Annotated in this window: 1 protein-coding gene; it reads left to right on the top strand. The window is 51.9% G+C overall.

What is annotated here, in order from left to right:
* Positions 1 to 186 precede the first annotated feature (186 nt).
* The gene (locus G565_RS0120585) at positions 187 to 2,706 is read left to right on the top strand and encodes a hypothetical protein (RefSeq protein ID WP_028672486.1); all 2,520 of its coding nucleotides are present in this window, start codon (positions 187 to 189) and stop codon (positions 2,704 to 2,706) included.
* Positions 2,707 to 2,850 lie beyond the last annotated feature (144 nt).

Here is a 2,850-nt window from a genome sequence, read left to right on the forward strand (position 1 = left end):
TGCTCTTCGATTTCCACAGAAAGACTCCCCGTAAATTCGGTATGATCAAGTCCTGATTATACTGGATTTCCACAGGAAACTACGAAGAGCCAAAACAATTGAATTCAATGAATTATAAATTCTGGCATTAACCGTGCAGCCACCCGACCCCTGTAAGAACAGGCTCGCAACACAGGGAGTTCAAATATGAAGCTCATGGTGCGCTCAGTATTGGTTATTGGGGTTCTTGTTATCAGTGGTTGCGAAAGTTCAGGCAACGACAATGAAGATGAAGCCGGCAACAATGGTCCGAACTGCGACAATGCGTCAGATGTTGTCGACTGTACGTTACAGGCGCTTGGCGTCGATACCACGGTGACAGCCCGCGAAGTAGCCATCTCAGCAAACAACAATGAACCCCTGCCTGAATCCTATGCACCTTTGGGTGCCAGCAGGGCTATCGAAAAGTTTGACGAACTGTACTCGCTGAACATGACGCTCTCGAACTCAGACGACAACCCCTTTGATCTGACTGAAATAGTTCCCGGCCCAATGAGCTTCACCAACACCAACCTGTTCAGTCCGGATGCCGCAGACACCCCATGGACCGGTAATGGCTTCATTCAAACATCCGTGGCTGCAGACATCACTGGCGATGGCATGGATGAGTTGATTGTGGCCTACAAAGACACGACCCGATCGGATGTATCGGTGATGCTGGTCACCATCGGCCATTCGGAGAATAGCTACGCCATCTCAACACCGAAAATTGTGTCCAATTTGCAGCCGAGTGATCTTGTGATCAGCGCAGGCGACTTTAACGGCGATGGCCTATACGAACCCGTTATTGGCATGATGTTCAACGGCTCGGCCAGTTTTGTAACCATGAGCAACAACGAAGGCACGTTGAGTTCAACGGGCAGCCCGATTCAATACTCAAGCACGACATACAACACGGTTACCATCGCCTTCGCAGTGGGCAACCTGGATTACGACCGGGAGCATGAACTGGGCGTCATTATCAATGAATACGAGAGTAATTACTCCTTTAACAATAACGACGGTGTCAGCCGCTATTACCTCTATGACGATTCCAATACCAGCTTTGACTTGCTCGATGAGGGTATGGGCACTGTATCTTTATCCGACGGGGCCAGAAATCTCAAGGGTGCCGATATTGCCATCGGTGACGTTGATGGTGATGGCGTCGACGAGTTCATTATTGGCGGCCTGACCGACATAGGCAACGAGTGTGACATAGACGCTGAATACGCGCTTAAGGTATTGGACGATGCCCCCCGGGGCTTCGCTACCCTGAGAGCGCATGCGGAAGACTACCAGGCAGTCAGTGGTGCATGTGAGAGTGGTTCAAGTCGAAAGCTAACTTTTATGCATGTGAATACCGTTGATATCGACGGAGACGGCATACCCGAGATCCAGGCTAATGAACGCATCTATCACAGCCTGGTCGACAGCGGCAGCCTTACCGGGTTAACGGTTCGCGAGAACCTGAATAAAACCGACTTGTTCTGGGCCAGTTCAAGCAGCAGCAGTGGCACCTTCAGCTGGCGCTCCTCGTCTATGGTGGTTGCCGACCTGACCTCCGATAACCGGCAAAATATTGCTTTTGCCAGTGACAGTATTTTCCCGTCTGAGATACGGATTTGGGGGTTGAATGAGTCCGGTACCTGGGGAGAACGCCATACCATTCCCGTTGATGATGTCGAAGACCGCCTGCAACTGATGCCCGCCAACGTCGATAACGACAGCATCAAGGTGAGGTTCAAGGAGGGTACGCACAAGCTGGTCTTTACCGAACCCCTGGTCATTGCCGCCCTGGCTGCGGCACCCTGCAGCGCCGACTTCGGCCAAACCCTGGGAGATTGCCGGACAGCCTTTGGCAAGGCCTCCAGCTCGTCGGTCTCCAATGAAAAAGCCTGGAGCGTTTCGGCCAGCGCCAGTGTTGGCTTTGAAACAGAGTTCTCCGCTTTTGGGGTGAAGGTTTCAGGGTTTGAACTGGTGGCGACGGTGGAGACCGGGCTACGCTCCTTCACCGACAACACCTATACAGTAACCAAGCGTGTGGTACATACGACCGGCCCGGTAGAAGACTCTGTAATTTTCTTTACCGTACCGATGGATGTATACACCTACATCGTCACCTCCCACTGGGACCCTGAACTCATCGGCAGTGAAATACAGGTCCGCTTAACACGGGAACCCATTACCATTATGACGGATCGTGAGTTCTACAATAACAACCTGGACGAAGGTGGTTTCAAAATCGATGAGGCCGTGTTCAGCCATACGGCTGGCGATCCGTTCAGCTACCCGGGCACCGCGGAGCGAGACGGCTTGCTCAATCTGTACGACGGCATAGCCTCGAATGAAGTCGACGTCGGTCAGGGCACCGGTTTCGTTACCGCCGAAGTCAGCGTTTACGAAGAGGTAACGAATGGCAAGACTTACAGCATTGATACTACGGTTGAGATGCGTGCCACAGTGGGCGTGGTTGTGGTTGGTGTCAGTATCGGAGGCGGAACCGACAAGACCATCAGTTATGGCCAGGGTGAGGAGTCCAGCTATGAAGGCAGCGTGGCCCAGATCCCCTCTTCTTCATTTGCTGAAAACGCCTACCGGTTCGGATTGTTCAGCTACATATACGATGCACCCAGCAGTGATCAGATGTTCGAAATCATCAACTACTGGGTCAGGCCTCAAATCTGACAAAGCTAACAAGACACCCAATGCAATTACAAACTGTAGCGTTGGGTGTCTAGCAGGCTGTTGAAATTATTCCGCATGAACCGTGGGTTTGGTAACATACTCTCAGTCAAACTGATCCGGAGCCAATCAGATAATGCGCGGTCT

The sequence above is a fragment of the Saccharospirillum impatiens DSM 12546 genome (assembly GCF_000423605.1).
Taxonomy (GTDB): domain Bacteria; phylum Pseudomonadota; class Gammaproteobacteria; order Pseudomonadales; family Natronospirillaceae; genus Saccharospirillum; species Saccharospirillum impatiens.

Bases quoted from the DNA above. Each gene is read 5' to 3' on its own strand.
- G565_RS0120585 (WP_028672486.1), top strand. From the start codon at position 187: ATGAAGCTCATGGTGCGCTCAGTATTGGTTATTGGGGTTCTTGTTATC.